Genomic DNA, 24,402 nt, shown 5'->3' with positions numbered 1-24,402 from the left:
CAGGAAACGGTCAGACTAACGCAGGCACATGACACGCGGATATACGAAAAATCCGCGTGTTGCGTAGGCTCTAGTAACGGCGCAGGTCGATGGTCAGCGGTAGCTCGTCATTGATTTCTACCTTGGGTACGGGAAGTTTCCCCGGCGTGTGTCCGAGGCGGAAAAACCGCACCATGCGCCGGCTCTCCGCTTCATTGGCATTGACCGGCAAGGTCTCGTAATTGCGCCCACCGGGATGGGCGACGTGGTACTGGCAACCCCCCAGCGAACGCCCCATCCAGGTATCGAGCAGGTCGAACACCAACGGCGCGTGCACCGGTATGGTCGGATGCAGACAGTTGACTGGTTGCCAGGCTCGAAAGCGCACCCCGGCGACAAACTCACCCACCCGTCCGGTCGGGTGCAACGGCACCGCGACGCCATTGCAAGTCAGCAGATAGCGCTGTGGCGGCAAGCCGTTGAGCTTGACCTGCAAGCGCTCCAGCGATGAATCGACGTAGCGCACCGTGCCGCCCGCCGAGCCCTCCTCGCCCAGCACGTGCCAGGGTTCAAGCGCCTGACGCAGCTCCAGCTCGATGCCATTGACGGCGTAGTCACCGACCTTGGGAAAACGAAACTCCAGATGCGCCGCGAACCACTCCGCACGCAACGGATAGCCGGCGTTGTTGAGTTCGACGATGACGTCGGCGAAATCCTCTTCGATAAAGTGCGGCAGCAAAAAGCGATCGTGCAGCTCGGTGCCCCAGCGTGCCAGTTTCGCCGGCGCATAAGGCTCGCGCCAGAACCGCGCGACCAGTGCCCGCAGCAACAACTGCTGAGCCAGACTCATGCGCGCATGGGGCGGCATTTCAAAAGCGCGCAGTTCCAGCAAGCCGAGACGCCCGGTGGCGCCGTCCGGTGAATACAGTTTGTCGATGCAGAATTCGGCGCGATGGGTATTGCCGGTGACGTCGATCAGTAGATTGCGCAACAGTCGATCGACCAGCCACGGCGCACATTCCTCGCCCGGTTCCGGCATCTGCGCGAAAGCGATTTCCAGTTCGTACAAGGCGTCATTACGCGCCTCGTCGACCCGTGGCGCCTGGGACGTCGGGCCGATGAAGAGGCCGGAAAACAGGTACGACAGCGAAGGATGGTTGTGCCAGTAACTGATCAGGCTGCGCAACAGATCCGGTCGCCGCAGAAACGGTGAGTCCGCCGGTGTCGCGCCGCCGAGGACGAAATGGTTGCCGCCACCGGTGCCGGTGTGGCGCCCGTCGATCATGAACTTTTCGGTGGTCAGCCGGGTTTGCCGTGCCTGTTCATAGAGAAACTCGGTGCGCTCGACCAACTCGTCCCAGGTCGCCGATGGCTGCACGTTGACCTCGATCACACCCGGATCTGGAGTGACACGGAAATTGCTCAGGCGCGGATCACTCGGCGGTTCATAGCCTTCCAGCAGTACCGGGCAATGCAGTTCTTCAGCGGTGGCCTCAATGGCCGAGACCAGTTCCAGATAATCCTCGACCCGCTCCAGCGGCGGCATGAACAGATACAGCCGGCCTTCGCGGGCCTCGGCGCAGAATGCGGTACGGGTCAGCCAGTCAGCGGACTCATCGATTTTCGGCACCCGCTCATCCAGCGCAGCAGGTTCGCCGTGCACACCGAGCTGCGCGGCATCCGGCAGTTCAGAGAAGTCCTGATTCGGATCGTTGGGATGGATGAACGGATATTCCGCCGCTTTCACCCACGGCTGCGACGCCAGCGGCAAGCGATAACCCAGCGGCGAATCCCCGGGCACCAAGCGACAGTGCTCATCGCGCAGATACCATCGCCCGCTCTGCCATTGATCGCCCTTGGCCGTGCGCGCCAGTGGCAGCACCTGACCGATCACCTTGTTCAGGCCCTGACTGAAGACCTTGCGCAACCGCGCGCGCTCCAGCGGTTCCTCCAGACGCGAATCTTCGGCGCTGACGTTGCCGGGCAACGCGCCCTCACGCCAGAGGTAATAGAGATGATCCTCGTAAGCCGGGAAGACGAAGCGTGCAGGCAACTTCAGGCGCTCGGCGACGCTGGCGAGAAAGCGTCCGGCCAGTTCGCCGTCGGCGCCATAGTCCTGCTGCTCGTCGGCGATCAACGCGTCGTTGTGCCAGATCGCCTGACCGTCGCGGCGCCAGTAACAATTGAGCGACCAGCGCGGCAACTGCTCGCCTGGATACCACTTGCCCTGACCGAAATGCACCAGCCCCTGCGGTGCATATTGCTTGCGCATGCGTTGAAACAGTTCGGCGGACAGCCGACGCTTGTCCGGCCCCAGCGCGGCAGTGTTCCATTCGGCGCCGTCCGGGTCGTCGATGGAGACGAAGGTCGGCTCGCCGCCCATGGTCAGGCGCACATCGCCTTCGAGCAGGTCGGCATCGATCTGCCGGCCCAGTGCCTGGATCGCCCGCCACTGTTCATCGGTGTAGGGCTTGGTGACACGTGGCGCTTCCCAGATTCGCTCGACCGACATTTCGTGGCTGAACTGTGTCTCGCAAGGTTCGACCAGACCACTGATCGGCGCCGCCGAGGACGGATCGGGACTGCACGCCAACGGAATATGCCCTTCCCCGGCGAACAACCCGGACGTGGCATCGAGGCCGATCCAGCCGGCACCCGGCAAATACACCTCGCACCAGGCATGCAGGTCGGTGAAGTCGACTTCGGTGCCGGACGGGCCGTCGAGGCTTTTCACGTCGGCGGTCAGTTGAATCAGGTAACCGGAAACAAACCGCGCCGCCAGACCGAGATTGCGCAACAGCTGCACCAGCAACCATGCCGAATCACGGCAAGAACCGGAGGCGTGTTGCAGTGTGTGCTCCGGAGTCTGCACGCCGGGCTCCATGCGGATCAGGTAGCCGATGTCTTCGCTGAGGCGCTGGTTGAGCGCCACCAGAAAATCCACCGCAGGCAGCGGCGTGCGGTCGATGCTGTCCAGGTAAGCCTTGAACGTTGGCGTCAGCGGCAGGGTTTCGAGGTACGGCGCCAGCTCCTTGCGTTCATCGGCGGCGTAGCTGAAGGGGATTCGCTCGGCGTACGGTTCGAGAAAGAAATCGAACGGATTGAACACCGCCATTTCCGCGACCAGATCGACTTCGATGCGCAGCTCTGCGGTTTTTTCCGGGAACACCAGACGTGCCAGGTAATTGCCCTGGGGGTCTTGCTGCCAGTTGATGAAATGCTGCTCGGGCGAGACTTTCAGCGCATAGGACAGAATCCGCGTGCGGCTGTGGGGCGCCGGGCGCAGGCGGACGATCTGCGGGCCGAGTTCGACAGCGCGGTCGTAGCGATAATGCGTGACGTGATGCAATGCGACATGAATCGACACGGCGTGCCTCCTGCGAGCCTTGGGCGTATGGGAAAGCGCGCAAGACTTATGCCATGCACAGGCTTGCGCGCTTTCGCGAAATGCTCAAGGCAGTACAGCACCAAAACCGGGCGATGCGAGGAAATGGTTTGGCTCAGTTGCACGCAAATGTTGCGGACGCTGATTCTTGCTGTGTTTGATCGGATGCTTTCGCGAGCAGGCTCGCTCCCACATGTGCAATGCGTTCCTCTGTGGGAGCGAGCCTGCTCGCGAAGAGGCCAGCGGCAACAACTTGATCGTTCCCACGCTCTGCGTGGGAATGCAGCCCGTGACGCTCCGCGTCACAACCATGTTCGACAATACTGCGAGCAACGGCTGGAACGCGGAGCGTCCGAGAGGCATTCCCACGCGGAGCGTGGGAACGATCAGCAAAACGCCAACCCGAAGGTTGGCGTTCTGTTCAGCTCAAGCAGTGTTTAACGCGGCACGACCGGCTTGCGCGTCGGCTTCGGCCCTTTGCCTTTGGCCGCATCCTTGCGCTCCTTGGCCGCCTGCTGGTTGCGGGCGAATGCCGCAGCCTTGGCCTGTTCACGCTTGTCCCACGGATTACCGCCATCACTGGCACGCGGCGGCAAACCGGTGTGCTGGGTGAGGATTTTGGTGGTCTTCTCTTTGCCTTCTTTTGCAACCTTGTGGCTGCCGGCCGGCGTCGAGTTCTTGCGACGGGCGCTCTGGTAGCTGTCGGTGGCCGGCTGATGCGCCGGGATCAACTGATCCTTGCCCGGCCCGATCAGATCGGCGCGGCCCATGCGGATCAGCGCTTCACGCAGCATCGGCCAGCCTTTCGGGTCGTGATAACGCAGGAACGCCTTGTGCAGACGACGCTGATCTTCGCTCTTGACGATGGTCACGCCGTCGCTCTTGTACGTCACCTTGCGCAGCGGGTTCTTGCCCGAGTGGTACATCGCCGTAGCGGTGGCCATCGGCGACGGGTAGAACGCCTGTACCTGGTCGGCGCGGAAGCCATTGCCCTTGAGCCACAGAGCAAGGTTCATCATGTCTTCGTCGGTAGTGCCCGGGTGGGCGGCGATGAAGTAAGGAATCAGGTACTGCTCCTTGCCCGCTTCCTTGGTGTACTTCTCGAACATGCGCTTGAACTTGTCATAGCTGCCGATGCCCGGTTTCATCATCTGGTTGAGCGGACCTTCCTCGGTGTGTTCCGGGGCGATCTTCAGGTAACCGCCGACGTGGTGTGTCACCAGCTCCTTGACGTACTCCGGCGACTCCACGGCGAGGTCGTAACGCAAACCGGAGGCGATCAGAATCTTCTTCACACCCGGCAGGGCACGGGCGCTGCGATACAGCTGAATCAGCGACGAGTGGTCGGTGTTCAGGTTCGGGCAGATACCGGGGAACACGCACGACGGCTTGCGGCAGGCGGATTCGATTTCCGGGCTCTTGCAGGCGATGCGGTACATGTTTGCAGTCGGGCCGCCGAGGTCGGAAATGACCCCGGTGAAGCCTGGGACCTTATCGCGGATCTCTTCGATTTCGCGAATGATCGACTCTTCGGAACGGTTCTGGATGATGCGGCCTTCGTGCTCGGTGATCGAGCAGAAGGTGCAGCCACCAAAGCAGCCACGCATGATGTTCACCGAGAAACGGATCATGTCGTACGCCGGGATCTTCTCCTTGCCGTACGCCGGGTGCGGCACACGGGCGTAAGGCATGCCGAACACGTAGTCCATTTCTTCGGTGGTCATCGGAATCGGCGGCGGGTTGAACCAGACATCGAGCTCGCCATGCTTCTGCACCAGCGCACGGGCGTTGCCCGGGTTGGTTTCCAGGTGCAACACGCGGTTGGCGTGGGCGTACAGAACGGGATCGTTACGCACCTTCTCCATCGACGGCAGGCGGATCACGGTCTTGTCGCGGGTCATGCGCGGGCTGGCGAGGATCTGCACCACCTTGGCTTCCTGCGGGTCTTCGACCGGGCCTTTTTCCTGCTCGATGGCGCAGGCCTGAGTGTCCTGGGTATTCACGTACGGGTTGATGATCTTGTCGACCTTGCCCGGACGGTCGATGCGCGTCGAGTCGACTTCGTACCAGCCCTGCGGCGTATCGCGACGGATGAACGCGGTGCCGCGCACATCGGTGATGTCTTCGATCTTGTGGCCCCACGACAGGCGCTGGGCAACTTCGACAATCGCGCGCTCGGCGTTGCCGTACAGCAGAATGTCGGCGCTGGCGTCGATCAGGATCGAGTTGCGCACGCGATCCTGCCAATAGTCGTAGTGGGCGATGCGGCGCAGCGAGGCTTCGATGCCGCCGAGCACGATCGGCACGTGCTTGTAGGCTTCCTTGCAGCGCTGGCTGTAGACCAGACTGGCGCGATCCGGGCGCTTGCCGGCCATGCCGCCGGGGGTGTATGCGTCATCGGAACGGATTTTCTTGTCCGCGGTGTAGCGGTTGATCATCGAGTCCATGTTGCCCGCCGCGACGCCGAAGAACAGGTTCGGCTCGCCGAGCTTCATGAAGTCGTCTTTGGACTGCCAGTTCGGCTGCGCGATGATCCCGACGCGGAAGCCTTGCGACTCCAGCAGCCGGCCGATGATCGCCATGCCGAACGACGGGTGATCGACGTAGGCATCACCGGTAACAATGATGATGTCGCACGAATCCCAGCCAAGCTGATCCATCTCCTCCCTGCTCATCGGCAGGAATGGCGCTGGCCCGAAACATTCGGCCCAATATTTTGGATAGTCAAATAACGGCTTGGCTGCTTGCATGTCGACGACCGGTGTTGAAGTGAAAAATCGCGGGCGCGGAATATAGCACAAAATTTAACCAATTCCGACGGCAATGGTCGGTTTCTCTTGCGGCCCGCATTACGCATGCCCGATGCCCCCCAACAGGCGGACCAGCATCGTCCCAATTCGATATTTACCAGTCCGGCGCCTGTGCCGGCAGATGTGATAAACCTTCAAGGAAGAAGCCATGTCACCCAAAAAGCCCGTCAAGGGCACCACTAGAGCGAACACTTCCACCAGCCGTGATTCATCGCATCCGGGCAATACCGGAAACGCAGCACGTCAGGCGCCTGATGCTGCCGATTCTCGGCTACGGCCGGTCAGCATCGCCGGTGCGACCGCTCGGAAAACGCCAAGACCTTCAACCGTCGTCATAACGCAAGGGGCCTCGACCCTCGCAGACATCGGTGCCGCAGGATCAACGCTGGATCGCTATCTGCTGCCACGCTCTGGTCATTTGCCGCCGGCCAATGACGACGGTCTGCTAATTCACAGAGGGCGCGAATACGTCGATACGGCGCAAGGCGGCATTGTGATGGTCAGCGTGGATTCACAGTCCGGCCTCTACCGCGCGCGACTCGCCGCCGAGCGCCATGCCTCAGGCCCGTTAATGCTGCGCGACACTGACAGCGGGCTGTGGCACTCGCTCAACGACGGTGACGCCGTCGCCTCGTTCGACCCCAGTCTTCAGGCCTTGCGGACAGATCTGGACTTCACCGACGCGAAAACCGACGCTGAGGGACTGTTTCGCCACGATGGTCGGCTGTACCTGTCCATCCACAACCATGCCTATCAGGCCATGCATGACTGTTTGACCTGGCGGGCAATGCGACATCTGCCCCTCAGTGACACCCTCAGGCAATGATGCCAGGCAATCTCTACAAGGAACGTAAGACATGCCAATCAAAACACCCCCTAAAGGGACCACTACCGTCAACGTCCATCTGCGGCCGGATCCGTCAGTGGATCTGCCACGCTTGCGTCCCGACTTGACGTTGCGTCCGGGCTTCGAAACCACTTTGTTGATCGGACCACAACTGCGACCGGGCAGCCCCACGGGCAGTACCGATCCCGATGCGATCACCCCGGCCCCCACCGTCACGGTGCATTCCACTTCTTCGATGCTCGATACCAGCGATGCTGTCACCCGGCCTCTGGACGATTATCGATTGACCACGACGATCAGTCTGCCTACTGCTGACGTCGAAGGACTAAGAATTTTCAAGGGTCGCGAGTACGTGGAAATGGCCGATGGTGGCTTCGTGCAAGTCGGCAAGGATTCACAGAGCGGCCTCTGGCGGGCCCGGCTGGCGAGCGAATCGATGCCCTCCGGTCCGCTGATGCTGCGCGACCCCGAGGGCGAACTGTGGCACGCAGTGGAGCATTCGCAGCCAGACACGTTCGCGCTCTCGACGATGCGCCTGGAAGCCTTTCGCACCCCGCTGAACTTCAGCACCTCCATACGCGAAAGCGACGGTCTGCATCGCCATGACGGCAAGCTCTATGCGGTGGTCGACGATCAGAGCTATCAGGTATTGCACGATCCCGACGCCTCGACGCCTCTGGCCGAGGTAATGCGCATCGTCCGCCCTGGCGATCCGGTCGCCGCTGACATAGACAATCTCTACAGTGCTACGCGTCCGGGTCGCTCGGAGCCCGTTGTCTTCGATGCCCAAAAGGGCTGGCTGGGCATTGTGGTCGGTGGGGCCGGCGGAATGCAGCGCGGCAGTCCCGCCCAACCTGTTTCGCCTGGCTTGCGCGAACGGCTGAATGCCGCGATCAACCGAATGCGCACGCCACAATCGCGACTGCGCAAACTTTATCCCTCTCTCGACATTGAAGAAATCCGCACCTTGCTGAGTACCCAGGGCGACGATGTACAAAGTTTTCTGACTCGCCTGGAAACCGAGTACAAGACCCTCAAGCTTGAGCTCGCGGCCTGGCTGAAAAATACCGAACTCTCAAACGGGGCCATTCATCCCTGGGTGGAGCTTGCTGCACAGGAACTGAAGCGATGCTGGAAACGGCAAACCGGACCAACCCTGAAACTGAATCTTGGCGACGCCAGCATGGCTGCGCTCACGGCAGATTTCAGCCATGTGCGCACGCTGCACTTGCAGGCGGTCGGCTGGTCGGATGGCGCCGAAATCTTCCTCAATAATTTCACCCGCATCGAGAGCCTGAGAATCGACGCCTCGACGCTCGCCAAACTGCCTGTGAGCCTCGGGCAGATGCCGGACCTCACGCATCTTGACCTGCGAGCGAACCGCATCGAACTCGACGATCAAACCTCCAGCCATCTGGCGTCGCTCAGCCAACTCGAACACCTCGATCTGTCGGACAACCCGCTGGGCCGGACTCCGGATTTCAGTGGCATGTTGCGGCTCAAGACCGTGGGTCTGCGCAATACACAGCTGGATCAGTGGCCGACCGGGTTGCAGCATCAGCTGACAATGGAACTGGTCGATCTGCGTGACAACCGATTGAGCGAAATTCCGCAGACAATCATTAACCCGGCGAATGATCAGTTGCTTGCCATCGCCAACATCAACCGCGTCACCCTCATCGAAGGCAACCCATTTGCCAGCGGCTCCTGGCGATTGCTGGAAGCCTACTGGCAGCGAGTCACTGCCGAGTATCCGGCCCTCACCGACGGACGCAGCGGTGCGTTCCGGATTGATGGCGACATCCCCGAAATAGCCATGGTGTTGCGGATGTATCCGGATAAAAACCGGCAGACGGCACGGGAATACCTGATCGGTCTGGGGGATGGCGCGGAAGCCTTAGTGCGCCGGCGTTTCGAGGAGTTCGAAGTGCTGGAAGCACAACTGCAAGCCTACGTCGCCGACAGCCAACCGGGCACATCGAGCGTCGCCGGACCGGAAAAGCTCCAGGCAGAACGCGTCGCCAGGATCATCAAGGACTGCTGGCTCCAGGAGTCGACCTTGCTCACGCTGCCCTCCATGAACGGACCGCTACCGCCGCTGACAGCTGACTTCAGTCAATTGAAATTTCTCAGTCTCGGTGATGCCGTCTGGTCCGACAACGCCGACACGTTCCTGTCGCATTTGCCCAACCTGGAAATGCTCGTCATTACCGGCTCCGGTCTGGAGAAAGTGCCCACAAGCATCAGCGAGATGAGCCGGCTCTCCTTTCTCGACCTGAATTCAAACCGGATAAAACTTGATGAGAACAGCGCAGGTGCACTGAGTGCATTGCATCAGCTGACCACCATCAACCTGTCGAACAACCCGCTCGGGGTACTGCCGGATTTCAGCGCGATGTCCGGGTTGCGGAGACTTTCGTTGGAAAACACCGGTATCAGTGAATGGCCCTCCGGCCTGACTGACAAGACCACCTTGACCAGCCTCGACCTGCGCAACAATAAATTGCGCAAGGTCCCCGACGCCCACATCTTCCCGACAGACGATCAATTGGCCGTGGTCGCGCGCATCAATAACTGCATTTTTCTTGAGGGCAACGACTTCCCTTCCGCTTACTGGAGGAAGTTCGACCGCTACTGGCGAAAACTCAACGAACGGCACGGTGAGTTGATGGCTCTGGCCCCTCCTGACGCATTCGACAGCGATAACTCGCGCGCACAACGCTATCGCAGACTTTTTCCTGGCAAAAGCATCAAGGCCTGCCGGGAATTCATCTGGAACCACGACAAGGCCACTGTTGCGCCCCGGCTTCTGGCACTGGAGCAAGAGTTTGCCTTACTGAAGAGCCAACTGGATGACTGGGTGTTTTCGGGTGGCAATAACCGCCAGCGCTACATTCGCGCCAACCAGTTGCAAATCAACCAGCAGACCCGCAATGACCGCAACGAAGCACGCGAACGAATAATCCGTTGCTGGCGCCAGGACACGCCTCAGAAACACGCGAACGACGGCAGCGAGATTGGTCAGGAACTAGACCTGAGCGGCCTGACGTTGCCGACTCTGCCGGACCTGAGCATCGACTTCAGCCATGTCGGTTCGCTCAAACTGGATAACATGAACCTCACCGAATCGCCGGAGGGCTTTCTCACGCGCTTCCGCCATGTGCGCTGGCTGAACATGGCGAAAAACCGGCTCAGGGAATTGCCGCCCGCCGTGGGAGAAATGCACGGCATGACGCGGTTGTTCCTGCAGGGCAACCAACTCGAACTGACCGCCGAAACGGCGCAGATACTGGCCGGGCGCACGACACTCAGAGCTTTGTGGCTGCAAGACAATCCGCGACTGGGCGTGGTCCCGGATTTCAGTCGGATTCCGGACATTCGCGAAGTCGATCTGTCGAACACGGGAATAGAAAGTTGGCCCACAGGACTTTTCGATCAACCGCGACTGGGCAAGATCACGTTGAGCAACAACCAGCTCACTACACTTCCGGACTTTCTCATCAATCCGCCAGCCGACCGGCTGGCGCACTCTGTACAGGTCAATAGCGGCACACAGATCAACAATAACCCGCTGACGGAGGCCACTCACGATCGGCTACGCCTCTATCGCGAGCGACTGAACGCCGCCGGCACCCCGCTCCAGCGTCGCTGGAACCTGCTGACGACTGCACGCCCCGATGTTCGCATACAGCTGCCCGTCATAGCCCCCGAAGCATTTCACCCACAATGGTTCGCCGGTATGTCGTCAGATCAGGCATCGACTCGACTCGCGCAACTGAACGGTTTAAGGGCACAGGACGGCTCGGACGGTTTTTTCAACATTCTCAATGGTCTCGCTCACCACGCGGACTTCAGGCGACAGGCCTGGGAAGTCGTCGACGTCATCAGCGCCAACAATCGGTCATCCCGAGCTTTGCGCCGAGAAATCTTCGACCGCGCCTGCGAGGCGGGCTGCACTGACCTGGCGGCTGCCACTTTCACCGACTTGCAAGTGCTGGCCATGACTCATAAGGCGCGCGTGCAAGCCCGTGTGGATGGCAATGGCGCTCCATTGGTGGAATTGTCCAAAGGTTTGTTTCGACTCAAGCAAGTCGATGACATTGCGGCGGCACAGGTAACGACCAGCAGGGCTGTCGCCAACGATCCGTTGGCATCAGCGAGCGAGCGAAACATCCATCGCCTGCGCATACGCGACCCGCACGAGATGACCATGGCGTACCGCTTCGGTCTCAAGGATCGGCTGCAACTGCCGTTTCAACCGCAGACGCTGTCGTTCATCGGCATGGCTGGCGTCACGCCGGCGATGCTCGATGTGGCGTATCGAAAAGTTGTCACGCAGGACAACTCGCCTGAAGAGGTCCAGGCGTTGTTGGCAACAGACTTCTGGCAGGACTTCATCACACATAAACATTCAACGCAGTTCGACGCGGCTCGTCAGCCTTATCAGCAGAAACAGGCCGCACTGGACGAGCAGTTTGCAAAAAAAGTACTGCCGCAGACTGACTACGATACTCAAACCAATGATGTCACCGCACAATTGGCAATCAGCGAAGCGACGCTGATTCAGACACTGACTCGACAAGAACTGCAACCAGGCGAGCCCGTCGAGGCGCCAGTTCAGGCCGACTGAGATTGAGCGCTCCAGCAGACCGGTTGAACCGGCCTGCTGTCATTCGTCGTCGTCGAAGTTGTAACTGCCCGGTGCGAGGTTTTCGAAGCGCGTGTATTTACCGATGAACGCCAGCCGGATGAACCCGATCGGGCCGTTACGCTGCTTGCCGATGATGATTTCGGCGATGCCCTTGTGCTCGGTTTCCGGGTGATACACCTCGTCGCGGTAAACGAACATGATCACGTCGGCGTCCTGCTCGATCGCTCCGGATTCCCGCAAGTCGGAGTTCACCGGGCGTTTGTTCGGGCGCTGTTCGAGGGAACGGTTGAGCTGCGACAAGGCGACTACTGGGCAGTTGAATTCCTTGGCCAGGGCTTTCAGGGATCGCGAGATCTCGGAAATCTCGTTGGTACGGTTGTCACCGCTGGATCCGGGAATCTGCATCAGTTGCAGGTAGTCGATCATGATCAGGCCGACATCGCCGTGCTCACGCACCAGACGCCGGGTGCGCGCGCGCATCTCCGAAGGGCTGATACCGGCGGTGTCATCGATGAACAGTTTGCGGTCGTTGAGCAGATTGACCGCCGACGTCAGGCGCGGCCAGTCGTCGTCTTCGAGTTGGCCGGAACGGACCTTGGTCTGGTCGATACGGCCGAGCGAGGACAACATACGCATGATCAGCGATTCGCCCGGCATCTCGAGGGAGTAAACCAGGACAGCCTTCTCGCTGCGCAACACGGCGTTTTCCACCAGGTTCATCGCGAAGGTGGTTTTACCCATCGAAGGTCGGCCGGCGACAATGATCAGGTCGGACGGCTGCAAGCCGCTGGTCTTCTCGTCGAGGTCGGTGTAACCCGTAGACAGACCGGTAATCGCGTCGGCGGTGTTGAACAACGTGTCGATGCGGTCGATGGCCTTGGTCAGCAGCTCATTGACGCCGACCGGGCCGCCGGTCTTGGGCCGCGCTTCGGCGATCTGGAAGATCTGCCGTTCGGCTTCATCGAGGATTTCTTCAGCGGTGCGACCTTCCGGGTTGAAGGCGCTGTCGGCAATCTCGGTGCTGATGCCGATCAATTGGCGCAACGTCGCGCGCTGGCGGACGATCTGCGCATAGGCCTTGATGTTGGCGACGGAAGGCGTGTTTTTCGCCAGTTCGCCAAGATAACCGAGGCCGCCAACTTGCGACGTCTGGCCTTCCTTGTCCAATTGCTCGGCAAGGGTCACGACGTCGATCGGCGAGTTCTGATCGGCCAGTTTGGCGATCGCGCGGAAAATCAGGCGGTGGTCATGTCGGTAGAAATCGCCGTCGGAGACTTGATCAAGCACGCGTTCCCAGGCGTTGTTGTCCAGCATCAGACCACCGAGTACGGCCTGTTCGGCCTCGATGGAATGCGGCGGCACCTTCAGGGCAGCGGTTTGCAGATCGTATTGCTCGGGAGCGGAGATATCGTTCATGGCCACTTGAGTATTAGTGAAAAGCAGGGAATTCAGAAAGACAAAGGGCACGACCTGTAAACAGGATCGTGCCCGATGTTAACCGCCTGGCGGACAAGCCGCCAGCCGATCCGTGTTGCTTAAGCTGCTACCACGACAACGCGTACGGTGGCTTCAACTTCGGCGTGCAGGTGCACGGCCACGTCGAATTCACCCACGTTGCGGATGGTGCCGTTCGGCAGACGAACTTCGCTCTTCTGCACTTCAACGCCCGAAGCGGTCAGTGCATCAGCGATGTCGTGAGTACCGATCGAACCGAACAGCTTGCCTTCGTCGCCAGCGGTGGCAGTGATGGTCACTTCCAGCTCGGCCAGTTGGGCAGCACGGCTTTCAGCCGATGCCTTACGGTCTGCGGCAGCTTTTTCCAGCTCGGCGCGACGCTCTTCGAACGCAGCCAGGTTGGCAGCGGTCGCAGCGGTAGCCTTGCCGAAAGGCAGCAGGTAGTTACGGCCGTAACCGGCCTTAACGTTTACTTTGTCGCCCAGGTTGCCCAGGTTGGCGATTTTTTCCAGAAGGATCAGTTGCATGTGAAAATCCTCTAACTTTTAACCTTCACCGTTCGCGCTGTCGGTGTCTTTCGACACGTGACGACCGCGAAAATCAATCAGGCTGTCGACAATGGCCAGAACCACGAGCAACGGATAGATCAGCTGCATGAACAACAGCAGCGTGACGTACAACCCCACCAGCCAGAAACCGGCCAGTCGCTTCTGCCCGACCAGCCCGTGAATCAGGGCCAGCCCGGCGAACACCAGCGGTACACTGCACAACGGCGTCAACATGGCCATCTGTGCACCGAGATTCGGGCCCAGAAGCATCAACGCCAGCAGTAACATCGCCGGCCCCAGCGGGATGCGGATGGCGCGAAACTCGCGACCGAAACCACCCGGGTTGTACAACAACGCCTGCCAATGCCGCCCGACAATCAGGCTCAGCACGCTGACGATCTGCAACAAGGCCGCAATCAGTCCGGTCAGGACCGGTGCAATCAGGGACGCGAAACGCGCTTGCTCATCGACCGACAATTGCTTGTAAGTCTCACCAAGAAGCGCCGGCATGACCTTTATGAGGGCCTGTGCAAGCATCTCGATCTGGGCCGCAAACGCGACCCCGAGCACCACTGAAAACACCACTCCGATCACTACGCTGACCAGCAGCGTGCGGACCCAGGATTCGCTTGCGCGCAAAACCAACGCCAGCCCCGAAGACCCCAGCAGCACCAGAAGTGCCCGTGGGTCGTCGGCATACAGCCACCAGATCAATGCCGGCAGCAGTCCCAGTGACAGAACGCCAAGGGCGTCCGTCAATCCGCGCCGCAGCAGCACAAGGCTCCCGGCGGCAGCACCCAACCAATACAACAACGGCAATGTTGCACATCCGGCCACCACGAGAGTGGCCTGCATTCGGCCTCGCATGATGAACTCAGCTAAGGCGCGCATGCATTCAATCCTTTGCTACTTGTCGACTGCCCGGTCTCAGCGGCCGTGGCTGTCGGTGTAGGCCAGCAGGGCCAGGAAGCGGGCGCGCTTGATAGCGGTGGCCAGCTGACGCTGATAACGAGCTTTGGTACCGGTGATGCGGCTTGGAACGATTTTGCCGGTCTCGGATACGTAGGCTTTCAGAGTGTTGAGATCTTTGTAATCGATCTCTTTCACGTCTTCAGCGGTGAAGCGGCAGAATTTACGACGACGGAAGAAACGTGCCATTTGATAGGCTCCTTAATAAGGTCCGTGGATTACTCGTCAGCGTTATCGCTGTTGTCGCTGTCATCACTGTCGGTGCCTTCGGCGCCTTCGTGCTCAGGACGGTCGCGACGCTCACGGCGCTCACTGCGGTTTTCTTCAGCCTTGAGCATCTCGGACTGGCCGGTAACGGCTTCGTCGCGACGGATGACCAGGTTACGGATCACTGCATCGTTGTAGCGGAAGTTGTCTTCCAGCTCGGCCAGGGCCTTGCCAGTGCACTCAACGTTCAGCATCACGTAGTGAGCCTTGTGAACATTGTTGATTGCGTAGGCCAGTTGACGACGGCCCCAGTCTTCCAGACGGTGGATTTTGCCGCCGTCTTCTTCGATCAGCTTGGTGTAACGCTCAACCATGCCGCCGACTTGCTCGCTCTGATCCGGGTGGACCAGAAAGATGATTTCGTAATGACGCATGAATGCTCCTTACGGGTTGTAGCCTGCCGCTCAAAAACGGTCAGACAAGGAGTGAATGACACTTATGGACTTGCTGGCGCGGGGCACATGCGTGCCTGCCGTCACAGCAAGGGGCGCAATTGTAGAGAAGGGACTGCGGGCGCGCAAGGCAATTGGTGAATATTTGAACAATCACCGATCTTCCAGACACCGTAAACGAATGTGGGAGCGAGCCTGCTCGCGAATGCGGCCTGCCAGGCAACAATGACGTCGACTGACACTCCCTTTTCGCGAGCAGGCTCGCTCCCACAGTTGATTGCGTGAAGCTTATTTCTTCGCGGCAGCCTTGGCCTTCGCACCGCGCTGGCGCTGGGCTTCGAACAGGCACACGCCGGTGGCGACCGAGACGTTGAGGCTGCTGACGCTGCCGGCCATCGGCAGGTTCACCAGATAGTCGCAATGCTCGCGGGTCAGGCGGCGCATGCCTTTGCCTTCGGCGCCCATGATCAGGATGGTCGGACCGGTCAGGTCCTGGTCGTAAATGCTGACCTCGGCTTCACCGGCCGTGCCGACCACCCACAAACCGCGCTGCTGAAGCTTTTCCAGAGTGCGCGCCAGGTTGGTCACGGCCACCAACGGAATAACTTCCGCGGCGCCGCAGGCGACTTTACGCACCACCGGCGTCAGCGTGGCCGACTTGTCCTTCGGCACGATCACCGCCAGCGCACCGGCCGCATCGGCCGAACGCAGGCAGGCGCCGAGGTTGTGCGGATCGGTCACGCCGTCGAGCACCAGCAACAGCGGCGCGCCTTCGGTGCGATCGAGCAGCTCGTCGAGCATCGCCTCGCCCCACACCTGACTTGGGCTGACTTCAGCGACAACGCCCTGATGCACGCCTTCAACCCAGGCGTCCATTTCGCGACGCTCGGCCTGGCCGACCTGAACACGGTTTTCGTTGGCCAGCTCGACCAGCGTCTGCACGCGCGGATCGTTGCGGCTTTCCGCCAGCCAGATCTGTTTGACGCGCTTGGGGTGGTGACGCAGCAACGCTTCTACCGCGTGAACGCCGTAGATCTTTTCCAACTGACTCATGACTTCGCCTTCGGTTTACGCGCCCCGCCACTTTTGGCTGGAGCGGAACCCGCTTTTGGCGGGCCCTTACGGTGTTTGCTCGGCTTGGCTGGCTTGCCGTCGGTCGCCCTGTCAGGCGCCGACCGTCCGGTCTTTCCCCCGGACGCCGCTTTACCACCGTTTTTCGCATCGGCCAGCAAGGCCTTCTTCAATTCACGGCTTTTGCGCAGCTCGGCGTTTTTCGCCACGGCATCGCTCGGGCGATAGGCTTCGGCGACCTTTTCCTTGGCCGGACGACGGCTGGCGGTTTTCGCTGGAGCCTTTTCTTCCGCAGCTTTGGCAGCAGGCGCAGCGGGTTCGGCGCCACGTTTCTTGCGACCGATCGGCGCGCTGATGGTTTTCTCGGCCATCTCGAAGTCGATCTTGCGCTCATCGAGGTCGACGCGCATGACCCGCACTTCAACGGTGTCGCCAAGACGGAAACTGCGACCGGTGCGCTCGCCCGCCAAGCGGTGATGCACAGGATCGAAGTGATAGTAATCGCCCGGCAGCGCGGTGACATGCACCAGGCCTTCGACGTAGATATCGGTCAGTTCGACGAACAGACCAAAGCCGGTAACGGCGGTAATCACGCCCGGGAACGATTCGCCGACGCGATCCTTCATGAACTCGCACTTGAGCCAGTTCACCACGTCACGGGTCGCTTCGTCGGCACGGCGCTCGCTCATCGAGCACTGCTCGCCAAGCTGCTCCAGCGCCGCTTCGTCGTACGGATAGATGCGCGCTTTCGGAATGGTCATCGCACCGGCACGACGAACGTGCGGGGTGTCCTGTTTCGAATGGATCACGCTGCGAATCGCGCGGTGCGTGAGCAGGTCCGGGTAACGACGGATCGGCGAAGTGAAGTGGGTATAGGCTTCGTAATTCAGGCCGAAGTGGCCGTCGTTTTCAGCGCTGTACACCGCCTGACTCAACGAACGCAGCATGACGGTCTGGATCAGGTGGAAATCCGGACGATCCTTGATGCTCGCCAGCAGGGCCTGATAATCCTTCGGCGACGGACCGTCCTTGCCTTTGTGCAGGGACAGGCCGAGCTCACCAAGAAACGCGCGCAGCTTTTCCAGACGCTCTGGCGGCGGACCAGCGTGAACACGATACAGCGCAGGAATTTCGTGCTTCTTGAGGAATTCGGCAGTGGCCACGTTGGCCGCCAGCATGCACTCTTCGATCAGCTTGTGCGCATCGTTGCGCACCGTCGGACGGATTTCGGCGATCTTGCGCTCGGAGCCGAAGATGATCCGGGTTTCCTGGGTTTCGAAATCGATCGCGCCACGCACGTGACGGGCGGCCAGCAATACCTTGTACAAGGCATAGAGCTGTTTGAGGTGCGGCACGACGTCGGTGTACTCGCCGCGCAATTTGCGCGCTTCGGTCGCCTTCGGCGTTTCCAGCATCGCGCTGACCTTGTTATAGGTCAGACGAGCGTGGGAATGGATCACCGCTTCATAGAAGCAGTAGTCGGTCATTTCGCCGGACTTGGAGATGGTCATCTCGCAAACCATGGCCAGACGATCGACTTGCGGGTTCAGCGAGCACAGGCCGTTGGACAGTTGCTCGGGCAGCATCGGAATCACGCGCTCGGGGAAATACACCGAGTTACCGCGAACCTGAGCTTCGTTGTCCAGCGCCGAGCCGATCTTCACGTAGCTGGAGACGTCGGCAATCGCCACGTACAACTTCCAGCCACCGGAGAACAGACGCAGCTTGCCCGGTTTGGCTTCGCAGTAGACCGCGTCATCGAAGTCGCGGGCATCTTCGCCGTCGATGGTGACGAACGGCAGATGGCGCAAGTCGATGCGCTTCTCTTTGTCTTTTTCTTCAACTTCCGGCTTGAGCCTGGCGGCTTCTTTCACAACCGCTTCAGGCCAGACGTGCGGAATGTCGTAAGTGCGCAGGGCAACATCGATTTCCATGCCCGGCGCCATGTAGTTGCCGACCACTTCGACCACATCGCCTTGCGGCTGGAAGCGCGGCGTTGGCCAGTGGGTGATTTTCACTTCGACGAACTGACCGATCTGCGCGTTGGCGTTGCGGCCCGGAGTGACCAGCACTTCCTGCTGGATCTTCGGATTGTCGGCAACCACGAAACCGATGCCGCCTTCTTCGAAGTAGCGACCAACGATGGTTTCGTGAGCGCGGGACACCACTTCGACGATCACACCTTCACGGCGACCACGACGGTCGAGACCGGAAACCCGGGCCAGCGCACGGTCACCATCGAACACCAGACGCATTTGCGCCGGGCTCATGAACAGATCGTCGCTGCCGTCGTCCGGCACCAGGAAGCCGAAACCGTCACGGTGACCGCTGATGCGGCCGAGAATCAGGTCGAGCTTGTCCACCGGCGCGTAGGTGCCGCGGCGGGTGTAGATCAGTTGAGCGTCGCGCTCCATGGCGCGCAAGCGGCGGCGCAGGGCCTCGATCTGGTCTTCCGTGGTCAGACCAAACTCTTCGACCAGTTGCTCGCGGGCAGCAGGCGAACCCCGATCGGCGAGGTGCGCCAGGATCAGTTCGCGGCTGGGAATAGGGTTTTCGTATTTTTCCGCTTCACGAGCGGCCTCGGGATCGAGGGACTGCCAATCGGCCATTAGAGAGTTTTCACCTTGTCTATATGCGGGTTAGTTTGGCATAGGCGCCGGGAAACGGGAAATTTCCGCTTCTATAAGGCTGTGCAAGGCCTTGTATCGACGCTCCGACACCGTTTTGAACGCCGCTGGTAAAAAAATTCAGTTTTTTCTGCGGCAGGGGTTTACAGTTAAAAAGGCGCTCCGTATAGTGCGCGCCATCGACGACGCACTAGCGCTTTCGATGATGCCCAGGTGGTGAAATTGGTAGACACGCCAGCTTCAGGTGCTGGTGACCTTACGGTCGTGGAAGTTCGAGTCTTCTCCTGGGCACCAATTTCGAGTTTGAGACTAGATCAGTTTCAACACTCACACAAAACCCGCGAAAGCGGGTTTTGTGCATTTGCGGGAAAGCTTTTGCTCACACTGATTTATTAAAACCAAATCAGGGGTTTACAGATCAAAAAGGCCTCCGTATAGTGCGCCACATCAACAGCGGCAACGCTTGCGATGATTGCCCAGATGGTGAAATTGGTAGACACGCCAGCTTCAGGTGCTGGTGACCTTACGGTCGTGGAAGTTCGAGTCTTCTTCTGGGCACCAATTCAAATTCAAGGTTCAGGCCTTGGATTTCACAAAAACCCGCGAAAGCGGGTTTTTGCGTTTCTGGCTTCCTGAATTTCGCCATCCCTACAGGATCGCCAGTCGCCCCACAAGGCGCACTTGAGAAACAATATCGTTTATCATTGTTGCAAGTTTTTGCAATGCGACAGTGAGGAACCCTGCGAATGACGTTTCGAAATACCCTGCGCCGAGGCCTGACCTTCACCCTCCTCGGCCTGGCGCTCGCCACTCCCCTCACCCAGGCTGCCGATGCGGTCTCCCTGACTCTCTACAACGGCCAGCACAAGGAAGTCGGCGACGCGATTGCCAAGGCTTTCGAAGCCAAGACCGGCATCCACGTCAACGTGCGCAAAGGCAGCAGCAACCAGCTCGCGAGCCAGATCATCGAAGAAGGCGACCGCTCGCCCGCCGATGTGATCTACACCGAAGAGTCGCCACCGCTGAATAACCTTGGTGAACAGGGCCTGCTGGCCAAGGCCGATGACGCGACACTGGCGGTTCTGCCGGAAAAATATGTAGCAGCAAACGGTACCTGGATTGGCGTTACCGCGCGCGTGCGCGTGGTCGCGTTCAATCCGAAACTGATCGATGAAAAAGACCTGCCGAAATCGGTGATGGAATTCTCCGAGCCGCAGTGGCAAGGCAAGGTCGGCTTCGTTCCGACCAGTGGCGCCTTCCAGGAGCAGGCCGTAGCAATCATCAAACTGCACGGTCGTGACGCTGCCGAAGAATGGCTGACCGGTCTGCGCGCGTTCGGCAAGACCTACAGCAACAACATGGTCGCACTCAAAGCTGTGGAAAACGGCGAAGTCGCTACCGTACTGGTGAACAACTACTACTGGTTCGCCCTGCAACGCGAGAAAGGCAAGCTCGACTCCAAGCTGCATTATTTCACCGGCGGCGACGCTGGCGGCTTGATCACCGTGTCCAGTGCTGCCGTGCTGAAATCCAGCAAACATCCAAAAGAAGCCCAGCAATTCCTCGCCTTCATGGCCAGCGAAGAAGGTCAGCGCGTGATCACTCAGACCACCGCCGAATACCCGCTGCACAAAGGCATGGAATCGGATCGCGGCCTCAAGCCGTTCAGCGAACTGGAAGCGCCGAACGTCACTCCGGCGGATCTGGGCAATGCTGAAGAAGCGCTGGAGCTGGAACGCGAAGTTGGCCTGAACTGATGGCAGCATCGTTATCGGCCCCCGCCGCGCGCGGGGGTTACGTGCCACGACGTAAAAGACCGTCAATCTGGCTGGTGCTGCCGGTATTGCTGCTGGTGGTCATGAGCCTGCTGCCACTGGCCTATGTCGGACTGAAAGCCTGGCAAGCCGGATGGGCCGAGGCGCTGCACCTGCTGTGGCGCCCGTATGTGTTTGGCCTGCTGCGCAACACCTTGGCATTGATGGTCGGCGTGACGGTCACCTGCGCAGTGATCGGTCTGTCGCTGGCGTGGCTGCTGGAACGCAGCAACCTGCCGGGTCGACGCCTGTGGGGCGTGATCCTGTGCCTGCCGTTTGCGGTGCCGGCGTTTGTCAGCAGCTTCACCTGGGTCTCGCTCAGCGCGCAATTCGAAGGCCTCGGCGGGGCGATTCTGGTGATGAGCCTGTCGAAGTATCCGCTGATCTTTCTGCCGGTTGCCGCCACCCTGCGCAATCTCGATCCCTCCCTGGAAGAATCCGCCCGCACGCTGGGACAGAATCGCTGGGGCGTGTTTTTCCGCGTCACCCTGCCGCTGCTGTGGCCATCGCTGCTGGCCGGTTCGCTGCTGATTGCCCTGCACATGCTGGTGGAATTCGGCGCGCTGTCGATCATTGGCCTGCAAACCTTTACCACGGCGATCTACCAGCAATTCGAACTGGAATTCAGCAACGCCAATGCTGCGATGCTTTCGGCGGTGTTGCTGGCGCTGTGTCTGCTGCTGTTGTGGCTGGAACTGCGGGTGCGTGGCAAGGGCCGGCATGTGCGCACCGGCCAGGGCGCGGCGCGACAGGCTGAGCAAGTGAAGCTTGGGCCATGGGCGGCGGCAGGTCAGTTGTATTGCCTGTTGCTGGCGATTATCGGCAGCGGCGTTCCGCTGGGGATGTTGGCCTACTGGCTGGCGGTCGGTTCGTCGGCGGCGTTCCCGGTAGCAGCGATCACCGAGGCGCTGTTGTCATCGCTGGCATTGTCATTGGGCGGCGCGGCGCTGTGCCTGGTATTGGCAGTACCGGTCGGACTGCTGGTGGTGCGCTATAAAGGCAGATTGGCAATCTGGGCCGAACGCCTGCCTTATCTGCTGCACGCGCTGCCGGGCCTGGTGATTGCGTTGACGCTGGTGTATTTCGCCCTGCATTACGTGCCGGTGCTGTATCAGACGTCAGGCTTGCTGCTGATCGCCTACGCGCTGCTGTTCCTGCCATTGGCGCAGGCGCCGATCCGTACCGCGCTGAACAAGGCTGCACCGCAGCTGGAAGAAGCGGCGCGGACATTAGGCGCATCGTCGTTCACGGCGTTTTGCCGGGTGACCTTGCCGATCATTTTCCCGGCACTGGGCGCAGCGTTTGCGCTGGTGTTTCTTGATGCGATGAAGGAATTGACGGCAACGTTGCTGCTCAGCCCTACTGGACTCAATACATTGGCGACCGAAGTCTGGGCGCACACGGCGAATGTCGAGTTTGCGGCGGCGGCGCCTTATGCGGCGTTGTTGATTGTGGTCTCGGGGTTGCCGGTTTATCTGCTGACGACGCGGATGTATCTGAGCCGCTGATACCGCTTTCGCGAGCAGGCTCGCTCCCACAATGGATTGAGTTTCCCTGTGGGAGCGCGCCTGCTCGCGAAGAGGCCAGCCCTGATAACACTAAGCGCGGAACTGTCCCAGGCTAGCCTTCAACTGCGCCGCCAGACCATCCAGCACCTTGCCACTGGCCGTGGTCTCCACTACCGCTTGCGCCGCTTTCTCGGCTTGGGCATGAATCGTCTCGACCCGCCCACGCACTGCCTGTGCACCCTGCGCCTGATGCGCTGCTGCTTGCGTCGCCAGACCGATCGCCGCATGCACCTGCTCGACCGAAGCCTGCACCGATTGCTGCAAGCGCGCACTGTCGCGCAAGACCAGCAAACCTTCGCTGGCCTGTCGTCCGGCCTGACCAATCGCCTCGACTGCCTCACGTGCGCCCTGTTGCAGAGCGACGATGTGCGCTTGAATATCGCCGGTGGAGCTCTGCGTTTTGCTCGCCAGGGCGCGCACTTCATCCGCGACCACAGCGAATCCACGCCCAGTCTCACCGGCCCGCGCCGCCTCGATCGCAGCGTTCAATGCCAGCAGGTTGGTCTGTTCGGCGATTCCGTGGATTACCGTCAATACCACTTCGATCTGCTCGCTCTGCTGCGCCAGTCGCTCAATGACTTTCGCCCCGGTATCGACCTGCCCGGCCAGCGCTTCGATCAGGCTGCCAACCTTCGCCGAAGTCCGGGTGTTCTCATCGGTGGCCTGACGAATATCGACAACCTGCTTCAGCGCCGCCTGCATCGCCTGACTTTCCGACTGCGCCTCGTCCGCCATTTGCGACAGCGCGCGCAGGCTTTCCGCCACTTCATCGCGCTGCATTCCGGCAGCGGCATCGGCGCCAGCGTTGCGCAAAGTCATCGCGCCGATTTCCACGCCAGTGCGCTGCGCGACATCGCCCGCCTCGCGCACGATCGGCTGCAATTTATCCACAAAGCGATTGACCGCTGAGGCCATGTCGCCGATTTCATCCTTGCTGTTGATCTGCACACGCTTGGTCAGGTCGCCCTCGCCTGCTGCCAGATCGTCCATTGCCGCATTGAGCATTTTCAGGCGATTGACCACGCGATGACCGAGCACCACGGCCAGCAACAGCAGCACGCCGCAACCGACCAGCGCCAGACCGACACCGATGCGCCAGCGCAATGTTGCGGCCGCCTCTTGAACGGTTTGCGCGGTGTTGGCTTTCATTTCGCCAGCGGTGCCCTGCGCCGATTGCAGACGCGCCTGCATTGCCTTGGCGCTGTCCGCGGCTGCGCCTTTGAGGCTGTCGCCGACCAATTGATCGCTGCTGGCAATCAGCGCCAGGAAGCGCTTGTCGAGCTCGGCCAGATCGCTTTCCACCGAGGCCGTGGACACGCCCATCAGCACTTTGCCGATTTCCACGCCGTTGGGATTGATCGAGGCTTCGAGGTAGTAAACCGAAGGATCGTTTTTCGCCGCATCCAGCACTTTATCCAGCGCACGCTCGCCCTGACCTTTTTCCAGCAAGGCCTTGTTGATCGGGTTTTCACGGTTGAGATAACGGGTCAGATGCTGGCCGGTGGCGTCGTCATACACCACGAACAACACGTTGGGATTGCGCTGGGCGCGGCGGGCGAACTCCGAGAGCGTCGGCACGTCGCTGTCCCACATGGCACGCGGCGCTACGGATGCAAGCAACTGCGCCATGTCGTTGGCCGAATCCTTCAGGTCCTTTTCCAGCGTCGTTCGCAGTTGCGCCTGCTCTTCTTTGAGGCGCGCCGACAGGCCAGCCGTGAGGCGCTGACGAGTGCTGGCCGATAACGCATCAAGACTTGAAGTGACTTCACGCCCGGCCTGCTCCAGCTCACCGGAGAGTTTCTGGCTGTCGGCACCCAGGCGCACGGCCAGATCGGCTTCCAGCGCGGTCACCGTGCTCCGCGTCAGGGCAACCGCCACCAACACCTGCACCAAAAGGGCGATACCAAGGGTAACGAACACCGGCCGCAACAAACGGCTTTGTAACAGTGAGAGAACGGCTGACACTTTAAATCCCTCTACTTCTGACGCCATTAATTTGATGGCACTCTTGTAGACAGA

The 24,402-nt window shown here is 60.3% G+C and carries 14 protein-coding genes and 2 tRNA genes; 6 read left to right on the top strand and 10 right to left on the bottom strand.

The window, feature by feature from the left end; genetic code table 11:
• Positions 1 to 70 precede the first annotated feature (70 nt).
• Both HU724_RS03650 and HU724_RS03645 read right to left on the bottom strand, forming a co-directional pair.
• Complete coding sequence (locus tag HU724_RS03650; protein ID WP_186567368.1) at positions 71 to 3,346, bottom strand: transglutaminase family protein; 3,276 nt, start codon at positions 3,344 to 3,346, stop codon at positions 71 to 73.
• Between the two features lie 455 nt (positions 3,347 to 3,801).
• Positions 3,802 to 6,114 (bottom strand): YgiQ family radical SAM protein, encoded by a 2,313-nt coding sequence (locus tag HU724_RS03645; RefSeq protein ID WP_186567370.1) that lies wholly within the window; start codon positions 6,112 to 6,114, stop codon positions 3,802 to 3,804.
• Positions 6,115 to 6,322: 208 nt separating this feature from the next.
• Between HU724_RS03645 and HU724_RS03640 the strand changes: the two genes are divergently transcribed.
• Positions 6,323 to 7,000, top strand: a complete 678-nt coding sequence (locus HU724_RS03640) for a hypothetical protein (RefSeq protein WP_186567372.1) — start codon at positions 6,323 to 6,325, stop codon at positions 6,998 to 7,000.
• 31 nt (positions 7,001 to 7,031) lie between these two features.
• The gene (locus HU724_RS03635; RefSeq protein WP_225927663.1) at positions 7,032 to 11,651 is read left to right on the top strand and encodes an NEL-type E3 ubiquitin ligase domain-containing protein; all 4,620 of its coding nucleotides are present in this window, start codon (positions 7,032 to 7,034) and stop codon (positions 11,649 to 11,651) included.
• Positions 11,652 to 11,690: 39 nt separating this feature from the next.
• Here the strand turns inward: HU724_RS03635 and dnaB are convergent, their stop codons facing one another.
• The 7 genes from dnaB to rnr form a co-directional block, all read right to left on the bottom strand.
• Positions 11,691 to 13,088, bottom strand: coding sequence for a replicative DNA helicase (dnaB, locus tag HU724_RS03630; RefSeq protein ID WP_016771936.1), 1,398 nt, complete (start codon positions 13,086 to 13,088; stop codon positions 11,691 to 11,693).
• Positions 13,089 to 13,207: 119 nt separating this feature from the next.
• Complete coding sequence (rplI, locus tag HU724_RS03625; RefSeq protein WP_003221136.1) at positions 13,208 to 13,654, bottom strand: 50S ribosomal protein L9; 447 nt, start codon at positions 13,652 to 13,654, stop codon at positions 13,208 to 13,210.
• A gap of 18 nt (positions 13,655 to 13,672) precedes the next feature.
• Entirely contained in the window at positions 13,673 to 14,566 is an 894-nt protein-coding gene (locus tag HU724_RS03620) for a hypothetical protein (protein WP_016771937.1), read from the bottom strand.
• Positions 14,567 to 14,602: 36 nt separating this feature from the next.
• On the bottom strand, positions 14,603 to 14,833 hold the full coding sequence (rpsR, locus tag HU724_RS03615) for a 30S ribosomal protein S18 (protein WP_002551829.1): 231 nt from the start codon (positions 14,831 to 14,833) through the stop codon (positions 14,603 to 14,605).
• 29 nt (positions 14,834 to 14,862) lie between these two features.
• A complete protein-coding gene (rpsF, locus tag HU724_RS03610; protein ID WP_016771938.1) occupies positions 14,863 to 15,285 on the bottom strand; it encodes a 30S ribosomal protein S6 in 423 nt (140 codons plus the stop codon).
• 306 nt (positions 15,286 to 15,591) lie between these two features.
• Entirely contained in the window at positions 15,592 to 16,356 is a 765-nt protein-coding gene (rlmB, locus tag HU724_RS03605) for a 23S rRNA (guanosine(2251)-2'-O)-methyltransferase RlmB (protein WP_024011372.1), read from the bottom strand.
• Positions 16,353 to 18,983, bottom strand: a complete 2,631-nt coding sequence (rnr, locus tag HU724_RS03600; RefSeq protein ID WP_186567374.1) for a ribonuclease R — start codon at positions 18,981 to 18,983, stop codon at positions 16,353 to 16,355. Before rnr ends, rlmB begins: the two co-directional genes overlap by 4 nt.
• Positions 18,984 to 19,208: 225 nt before the next feature.
• Here rnr and HU724_RS03595 point away from each other — a divergent pair.
• The 4 genes from HU724_RS03595 to HU724_RS03580 all read left to right on the top strand — a co-directional run bounded on the left by HU724_RS03595 (position 19,209) and on the right by HU724_RS03580 (position 22,323).
• Positions 19,209 to 19,295 (top strand) — tRNA-Leu (locus HU724_RS03595).
• Positions 19,296 to 19,475: 180 nt separating this feature from the next.
• Positions 19,476 to 19,562, top strand: a tRNA-Leu gene (locus HU724_RS03590).
• Positions 19,563 to 19,747: 185 nt separating this feature from the next.
• Positions 19,748 to 20,758, top strand: coding sequence for an extracellular solute-binding protein (locus tag HU724_RS03585; RefSeq protein WP_016771941.1), 1,011 nt, complete (start codon positions 19,748 to 19,750; stop codon positions 20,756 to 20,758).
• Positions 20,758 to 22,323: an ABC transporter permease gene (locus HU724_RS03580; RefSeq protein ID WP_186567376.1), complete on the top strand. Its 1,566-nt coding sequence runs from the start codon at positions 20,758 to 20,760 to the stop codon at positions 22,321 to 22,323. Before HU724_RS03585 ends, HU724_RS03580 begins: the two co-directional genes overlap by 1 nt.
• A gap of 90 nt (positions 22,324 to 22,413) precedes the next feature.
• Here HU724_RS03580 and HU724_RS03575 read toward each other — a convergent pair whose 3' ends face one another.
• Positions 22,414 to 24,348 (bottom strand): methyl-accepting chemotaxis protein, encoded by a 1,935-nt coding sequence (locus tag HU724_RS03575; protein WP_186567378.1) that lies wholly within the window; start codon positions 24,346 to 24,348, stop codon positions 22,414 to 22,416.
• Positions 24,349 to 24,402 lie beyond the last annotated feature (54 nt).

The sequence above is a fragment of the Pseudomonas iranensis genome, assembly GCF_014268585.2.
GTDB lineage: Bacteria > Pseudomonadota > Gammaproteobacteria > Pseudomonadales > Pseudomonadaceae > Aquipseudomonas > Aquipseudomonas iranensis.
This window is presented reverse-complemented; position numbering and strand designations above follow the sequence as displayed.

What these genes read in the sequence shown, in the direction of transcription:
- HU724_RS03640 (WP_186567372.1), top strand. Translation starts at nt 6,323, where the DNA reads ATGTCACCCAAAAAGCCCGTCAAGGGCACCACTAGAGCGAACACTTCC.
- HU724_RS03580 (WP_186567376.1), top strand. Translation starts at nt 20,758, where the DNA reads ATGGCAGCATCGTTATCGGCCCCCGCCGCGCGCGGGGGTTACGTGCCA.
- HU724_RS03635 (WP_225927663.1), top strand. Translation starts at nt 7,032, where the DNA reads ATGCCAATCAAAACACCCCCTAAAGGGACCACTACCGTCAACGTCCAT.
- rnr (WP_186567374.1), bottom strand. Translation starts at nt 18,983, where the DNA reads ATGGCCGATTGGCAGTCCCTCGATCCCGAGGCCGCTCGTGAAGCGGAA.
- dnaB (WP_016771936.1), bottom strand. Translation starts at nt 13,088, where the DNA reads ATGAACGATATCTCCGCTCCCGAGCAATACGATCTGCAAACCGCTGCC.
- HU724_RS03620 (WP_016771937.1), bottom strand. Translation starts at nt 14,566, where the DNA reads ATGCGCGCCTTAGCTGAGTTCATCATGCGAGGCCGAATGCAGGCCACT.
- rplI (WP_003221136.1), bottom strand. Translation starts at nt 13,654, where the DNA reads ATGCAACTGATCCTTCTGGAAAAAATCGCCAACCTGGGCAACCTGGGC.
- HU724_RS03645 (WP_186567370.1), bottom strand. Translation starts at nt 6,114, where the DNA reads ATGCAAGCAGCCAAGCCGTTATTTGACTATCCAAAATATTGGGCCGAA.
- HU724_RS03585 (WP_016771941.1), top strand. Translation starts at nt 19,748, where the DNA reads ATGACGTTTCGAAATACCCTGCGCCGAGGCCTGACCTTCACCCTCCTC.
- rpsR (WP_002551829.1), bottom strand. Translation starts at nt 14,833, where the DNA reads ATGGCACGTTTCTTCCGTCGTCGTAAATTCTGCCGCTTCACCGCTGAA.
- rpsF (WP_016771938.1), bottom strand. Translation starts at nt 15,285, where the DNA reads ATGCGTCATTACGAAATCATCTTTCTGGTCCACCCGGATCAGAGCGAG.
- rlmB (WP_024011372.1), bottom strand. Translation starts at nt 16,356, where the DNA reads ATGAGTCAGTTGGAAAAGATCTACGGCGTTCACGCGGTAGAAGCGTTG.